7 protein-coding genes and 1 pseudogene are annotated in these 6,493 nt (G+C 32.5%); 6 read left to right on the top strand and 2 right to left on the bottom strand.

Annotated features, from left to right (window positions below; translation table 11 throughout):
• The first annotated feature begins 240 nt into the window (after positions 1-240).
• Positions 241-756, top strand: coding sequence for a GNAT family N-acetyltransferase (locus tag AN161_RS15835; RefSeq protein WP_053595303.1), 516 nt, complete (start codon positions 241-243; stop codon positions 754-756).
• Positions 757-902: 146 nt separating this feature from the next.
• Here AN161_RS15835 and AN161_RS15830 read toward each other — a convergent pair whose 3' ends face one another.
• Together AN161_RS15830 and AN161_RS15825 are read right to left on the bottom strand one after the other, a co-directional pair.
• On the bottom strand, positions 903-1,310 hold the full coding sequence (locus tag AN161_RS15830) for a GNAT family N-acetyltransferase (protein ID WP_053595302.1): 408 nt from the start codon (positions 1,308-1,310) through the stop codon (positions 903-905).
• Positions 1,311-1,481: 171 nt separating this feature from the next.
• Entirely contained in the window at positions 1,482-2,351 is an 870-nt protein-coding gene (locus AN161_RS15825) for a cation diffusion facilitator family transporter (protein WP_053595301.1), read from the bottom strand.
• 370 nt (positions 2,352-2,721) lie between these two features.
• Between AN161_RS15825 and AN161_RS15820 the strand changes: the two genes are divergently transcribed.
• The 5 genes and pseudogenes from AN161_RS15820 to AN161_RS15800 all read left to right on the top strand — a co-directional run bounded on the left by AN161_RS15820 (position 2,722) and on the right by AN161_RS15800 (position 6,134).
• Positions 2,722-3,225, top strand: coding sequence for a GrpB family protein (locus tag AN161_RS15820; protein WP_053595300.1), 504 nt, complete (start codon positions 2,722-2,724; stop codon positions 3,223-3,225).
• A gap of 207 nt (positions 3,226-3,432) precedes the next feature.
• The gene (locus AN161_RS15815) at positions 3,433-4,185 is read left to right on the top strand and encodes a GNAT family N-acetyltransferase (RefSeq protein ID WP_053595299.1); all 753 of its coding nucleotides are present in this window, start codon (positions 3,433-3,435) and stop codon (positions 4,183-4,185) included.
• 292 nt (positions 4,186-4,477) lie between these two features.
• Positions 4,478-4,816, top strand: a pseudogene (locus AN161_RS15810) (cupin domain-containing protein).
• 115 nt (positions 4,817-4,931) lie between these two features.
• On the top strand, positions 4,932-5,615 hold the full coding sequence (locus AN161_RS15805) for a VOC family protein (RefSeq protein WP_053595298.1): 684 nt from the start codon (positions 4,932-4,934) through the stop codon (positions 5,613-5,615).
• A 105-nt stretch (positions 5,616-5,720) separates the two neighbouring features.
• Complete coding sequence (locus AN161_RS15800) at positions 5,721-6,134, top strand: GNAT family N-acetyltransferase (RefSeq protein WP_053595297.1); 414 nt, start codon at positions 5,721-5,723, stop codon at positions 6,132-6,134.
• Positions 6,135-6,493: the final 359 nt, after the last annotated feature.

Below are 6,493 nucleotides of genomic sequence, written 5' to 3'. Positions count from 1 at the left end.
CGACCGACAAACAGAAGACAAAGGAACCTCTGGGGTGTTTTTAAAAAAAAGTGTTCAACTTGTAATTGCAATTTAGGGCTGTGTTTTTTTATTTAAGCTCCTATATGTTAGCATAGATTTTTGAAATTACATCCTTTTTACTTAATTCGTATACAAATCTTGAAAATATGGCTAATTGTACATCTAAATTAAAAGGAAATTACATTCATTTGCAAGTAACACATACAAGGAGGGACTATAATGATAATTATGGAAACAGAAAGGTTAGAATTACGAGAATTTAATGATGAGGATATTTCTGTCCTTTACACAATTTTTTCAGATGCTGAAACAATGAAATATTATCCGGCACCATTTAATTTAGAACAAACTAAAAATTGGATTGAGAAAAATAAACAAAGATATCGAGAAGATGGTTATGGTTTATGGGCTGTCTGTTTAAAAGAGTCGAAAGAATTAATTGGAGATTGCGGCCTCGTTAAACAAATAGTAGATGGAAAAACTGAAGTGGAAGTGGGCTACCATATTCATAAAAAATATTGGTCTAAAGGATATGCAACTGAAGCAGCTAAAGGTTGTGTGGAATATGGATTTTCATATTTGGGACAAGAAAAATTAATAAGTATTATTGATTCTAAAAATGGACCATCCATTCGTGTGGCTGAAAAAAATGGTTTTATGAAGGAAAAGGAGTCGTTTATCTTTAATAAAATTCATGATATATATTCATTACAAAAGAATAAGTTGCAATTGTGAAGCATAATGAAGACCAAGTGATTACAACTACAACTTTTTGATACTTTATATAGATGATTATTGAATTAAGCACAATACATTATTTAGATAGATAGGAAGTTCCTATCTATCTTTTGTTAAGGGGAATTTTATGAAAGATTCTTTTTTTAATAGTGGTGCTGATGATCCCTTCCGACATTGTCCAATGTACCGTAGACTTGATATCCGTGATTTTGATAAAAATCTAATGCTTGAAAACTTAAAGTATCTACTTTTATGAAATCGCATTTGTTATGTAAAGCAATTTGTTCGATTTCTACTAATAATTTCGATCCATAGCCTAAACCGCGAATATCCTCATCAATCATAAGGGTATGTATCTCTAACCAATTCCAACAAATTTCCCCCAATATACCACCACAGATTTGATCATTTTCATCTGTCAGGAAGAGATTGATTTCTTGATAGCGGCCTCTTAAATCGTTCGGAAAATGTTTTAAATTGTATTCGTAAAGCTTGTTATTAACTAAAGATTTTTTACGATCATTTTGCTCTTGTGAGATGTTGTATTGCATAAATTTTTCCTCCTTATAATGGGAAATTAAAATCATATGATGGCAGTTGCTACATACCATAATATCCTTATTTTAGAATAAATGTAAATGTTGTTTCGTGAAAAAATCAAGTGTATTCAGCGAATAAACAAATGACCAGGTACTATAATAAAGACCTGGTCATTTTGCAAATCATTCATTTATTTTTTCATTCTCTGGTTCTAAGTGAATAAGAATATTGGCTTGATGAAAGATACTATTAATTTTTTCTTCAATACGATCACATAAATCATGAACGGTTTCAATGCTTTTATTTGATGCTACGACTAAATGGAAATCGATATATTCTTCTGCGCCGGAACGTCTAGTTCGAAAATCGTGATACTCAATGTATTCATCTTCAAAGGATTCAATAATTTGAATAATTTGTAGTTCCTCTTCCTTTGATAATCGTGCATCCAATAATGGAGGAAATGCTTCTTTCATTAGTTGGAAAGCTTCCACCATAATATAACATGCTAATATAATACCGATGATCGGATCCAAAATATACCAGCCGGTTAAATGGACAATCAATAAACTCAAGGCAACACCTAATGATGTATAGACATCCGTAAGTAGATGGAGTGCATTTGATTTCATGGCAACAGAGTTGGTATTCTTTGCAGTTCTATAAACAATCCTTGATACAACAAAATTAATTAAAGCGCCAAATAACATGACCAGTATTCCTAGAATTGGGAGTTTGATAGGGGTAGGAGTGATAATTTTATGAATACATTCATAAATAATCCAAATCCCAGCAACAAAAATTAACAGTGTTTCAATTGTCCCAGAAATATTTTCAATCTTGCCATGTCCGTAGGGATGCTCTTTATCAGCTGGTTTACCGGAGATTCGTACGGAGAAAAAGGCAATTAAAGAAGCGAGTAAATCTAGAAAAGAATGGATTGCTTCAGATAAAATTGCTACCGATCCAGTGAACAATCCAACGATAATTTTTAAAGTGACAACAGTAGAATTACTAATAACAGATAAAAATGCAATCTTTGATGAATTCACCTTAAATCACCTCCAATTAAATATAGATTTATGATACCAAGTAAACTTTGTGTGGGTCTATGGCAACGTTTTTTCCTCATTACTATTAAATAACTAGTGTGAAAAAAAGTTGCATAAGGAAAAATTTATATAAACAGTCTGCAAAATTTCATATACTAGTTCTTAGGAGATGAAAGTGATGTGAAAAGAACTAAACAGATGGATAAGAAGCCATACATCAAGAACTATAGTTAAATAAATGGTATAATTAGGGAAAAGAGTGTGGATTATATCGTCAATTAAAAATTTTTTCGAAAGATGAAGTATTTAGTAGACATTCAGGATTCGAACCTTAAATAGAAAAGTTTCAAAAATAAGAAGGGGCGATAATGTGGAAAAGGTTAATTTTTTTGATAACGAATTGTTCACTACAAAAAATGAACAATTTTTTCTAATTCACAAAACTAAAATTAAAAAATTATTGCCAGCTGCTGATGTCCAGCATGTTGGAAGTACAGCTATCCCAAATAGTATTACTAAAGGTGATGTAGACATTCAGGTACGTGTTAGTGCTGAGCAATTTTCAAAAGCTGAAGAATTACTGTCAAGTTTATACGAAGGAAATGATGAAAGTATTAAAACGGATACATTTAGAGCATTTAAAGATGATACCAGTAATCCACCTTTAGGTGTACAGTTAACTGTCATTGAATCCGAATTTGATTTCTTTTGGAAATTTAGAGAGGTTCTATTGAAAAATAAAAATTATCTTGAAGAATATAATAGCCTAAAAAAAGAATACGAAAATAAGTCAATGGATGATTATAGAGAAGCTAAAGATCAATTTTTTCAAAGATTAATGAAAACTTTGGAATTTAAAAACTGTAAGGAATAATCTTGAAAAAATGCAAATGTAAAATTAGGTAAATAGTGTTGCTAATTTTAGCTCATCGCCAAAAGTTGTGGATGACATTTGTTAAGACGTATGCCTTGTATATAAGTTAATTGGAGTGAACGCTGGACGCCCTCAGTCGGAACGGAAATCAACCACACGTTATGGTAATGAGCCCTAATTTGGGTAAATAAAGAGGTGGATGGTAAAGTGGATTATATTCAAATTACTAGGAACAATATTGAACAGGAGCATATATGTTGTGCACTTGGTGCGAAGCAATACGAGCAAGCTGTAAAGGAAAAGAAAAAATGGCTAATTAACCGCATGGATGAGGGGTTAGTTTTTTATCGTTTAAATGATCGGGCAAAGGTGTTTATTGAATATTTACCTGCAACTAAAGCGTGGGTTCCTATTGATGCACCAAATTATATGTATATTAATTGCCTATGGGTTTCAGGTAAATACAAAAATCAAAATCATGCTAGAAGACTGTTTGAAAAGTGTAAGGAAGATGCACTAGCGCAAGGGATGGATGGCATTGTACATATAGTAGGGAAGAAAAAGCTTCCATTTTTGAGTGATAAGCGTTTTTTTGAACATTTAGGATTTAAAGTTGTAGATCAAGTAGCACCTTATTTTGAGCTAATTGTCTATAAATTTAATGATTGTGCAGAGGATCCTTCATTTAAATTACAGGTGAAAAATTCTTTATCCAATAACAATGGCATTGTGATATACTTCACTTCCCAATGCCCGTTTGCAGTAGGTGTTATAGATGATTTAAAAAATATAGCAGAGAAAAGGGGCATTCCTTTTCATGCATATCAACTAATGACGAAAGATGAAGCGCAGAGTGCACCTATCGTATGGACTACCTTTGGACTATTTTACAATGGTCAGTTCATTACACATGAAATTATGAGTGCAAACAAGTTTGAAAAGTTATTAAATTCATTATAAATAGGGGAGGGAATTTAACTCCTTCTCATGAACTTTAAAATTAGAGCAAATAAACAAATACCTATTAAAGAACCTAGAGTAAACGACCAGGAAAAATAATCGAAAAAGATGTATGCAATTAATATTGCTAGCATATAGCCGAGTACAGTGCCCAGCAATTGTTTTTTGATATTCAACGTTCTCACTCCTTACTATGTGAAATTTTTGAAAGTTAATATTCCTTATTAATATTTTATAGAAATATTAGGTAAATATCCATAAGAATCAAAATAAAGAAAGGTGGACATTAATTTTGAAAATTAGCAAACAGTATGCAGATCATTATTTATGGGGAGATCAATGTGATGGTTGGCATTTAGTTAAGAATAATGATCTCAGTATCATTCATGTGCGTATGCTCGCTAAGACAGCAGAGATAAATCATTATCATCATCACGCATAACAATTTTTCTTTGTGCTATCTGGAACAGCAACAATTGAAATTGATGGAAAACGTATCGTCCTACAGAAGAATGAAGGAATTGAAGTGCCACCCCATAAACCACATCAGATGCGAAATGATTCAAAGGAAGACGTAGAGTTTTTGGTCATTTCAGAACCAAATAGTAGAGGCAATCGTATACAACTATAAAGTAATTTTTTCATTTTGAAATGCATAATCTGTATTCTTCATTCTTTTGCATGAGGTATTCATTTACTTTAGTTAATATAGTAAATACTATAAATTGCAAAGGAGATGCTATACGATGAAGATTACAAAGGTGAAACTATACGCGTATGATGTACATAAAATGAAGGAATTTTACTGCGATCATTTAGGATTTGTATTAATAAAGAATTCCGATAATTTTTTTGAGATGGCAGCTGGTGAAAGTATTATCACTTTTAAAAAAATACCCTCTTCTGTTAAAAAACAATATCATTTTGCATTAAATATTCCATGTAATTTATTTCAACAAGCGAAAAGCTGGGGAAAAAAACATGCGGAATTATTATTTTCGGAGGGTCAGGATGAAGTATATTTTGATACATTAAAGGCTCATTCATGTTATTTTTATGATCCAGAAGGAAATATTATTGAGCTCATTTCAAGACAGGAAGTAAATCAAAAACAGGATGCCGAGTCTTTTTCAGCCAAGCATGTACTAAATATTGGTGAAATGAATTTAACGACGGATGCTATTTATTCAGTAGCCAATAGTTTAAGAGAATATGGTATAACTCCAATGAATAATAACGAAATTTGTTCAGATGCTCTCACGTTTATGGGGAATTATGAGGATGGTGCAAATTTGCTTTTAGGACCAAGTGAACGTGTTTGGTATTTTTCTAATAAAAAAGCAATTGTTAGTCCTATTAAGATGGAGATCAATAAAAACTTGCAACTATGTATGACCGAGAATGGTGATTTTACCATTTCGCAACTATAAAAAAGTTAGTGTTAGTCTATTAAATCATAAAATCTCCTTATAGTTATGTTTGAATAAATAAACTAAATGTTGTATATTTATTCATAAATGATAAGGGGGATATTTATGGCTTACGTAATTAGAGAATCAAACCCATCGATTGAGGCATATAAAGCTTTACATCAAACAACAGGCTGGAATGCGAAAGGGCTTTATACGTATGATCAACTATATCAAGCAATTTCTAACAGTTGGTATAGTGCTTCTATTTATGATGATATGACATTAATTGGCTATGGGAGAATTATTTCAGATGGCATTTATCAAACTTTTATTTGTGATGTGATGGTGCACCCTACTTATCAACGACAAGGGGTTGGCACAATGGTTATGGAGGTCTTGTTAGAGCATTGTCAAAAAGAAAATATCAAATGGATTCAGCTTTCATGTGCAAAGGGCAAGCAGCATTTTTATCAAAAACTTGGATTTACAGAACGTGATCCCGATGCTCCAGGAATGATGTTGTTTATTCCGCATTAACCGAAAGTAAAACTCTCACTTCTAAATTCGCGAAAGCAAAGCAGGTACAGAAGTCTCCCACCTCTAAAGGTGGTGAGATAAATGCGATTTTAAGTCACTTTTCAGCGGGTGTCCAAACATCCGCTGAAATAGAGGAACTCAGTCTAAGAACGCCACGTCCTGTGGCAATTTATCTGCGCTTTCGCACAAAAAACATCTATTGGCCTAAAGCCTCTGGACGCAATTATGCCGAGGCATAATTGATTCGTTTTAACAAAGTCACCCTCGATTTCCTCAAAGGCAGCTACCATTTCTGGGACATCTGAAAAAGGTACAACCTCCGTTCCATATGCCTTAACAACCTTTGTACGCTTTTCACT

The sequence above is a fragment of the Lysinibacillus sp. FJAT-14222 genome, from assembly GCF_001278875.1.
Lineage (GTDB): Bacteria > Bacillota > Bacilli > Bacillales_A > Planococcaceae > Lysinibacillus > Lysinibacillus agricola.
The sequence above is the reverse complement of the archived record's forward strand: the minus strand, read 5'-3'. Positions and strand labels throughout refer to the sequence as shown.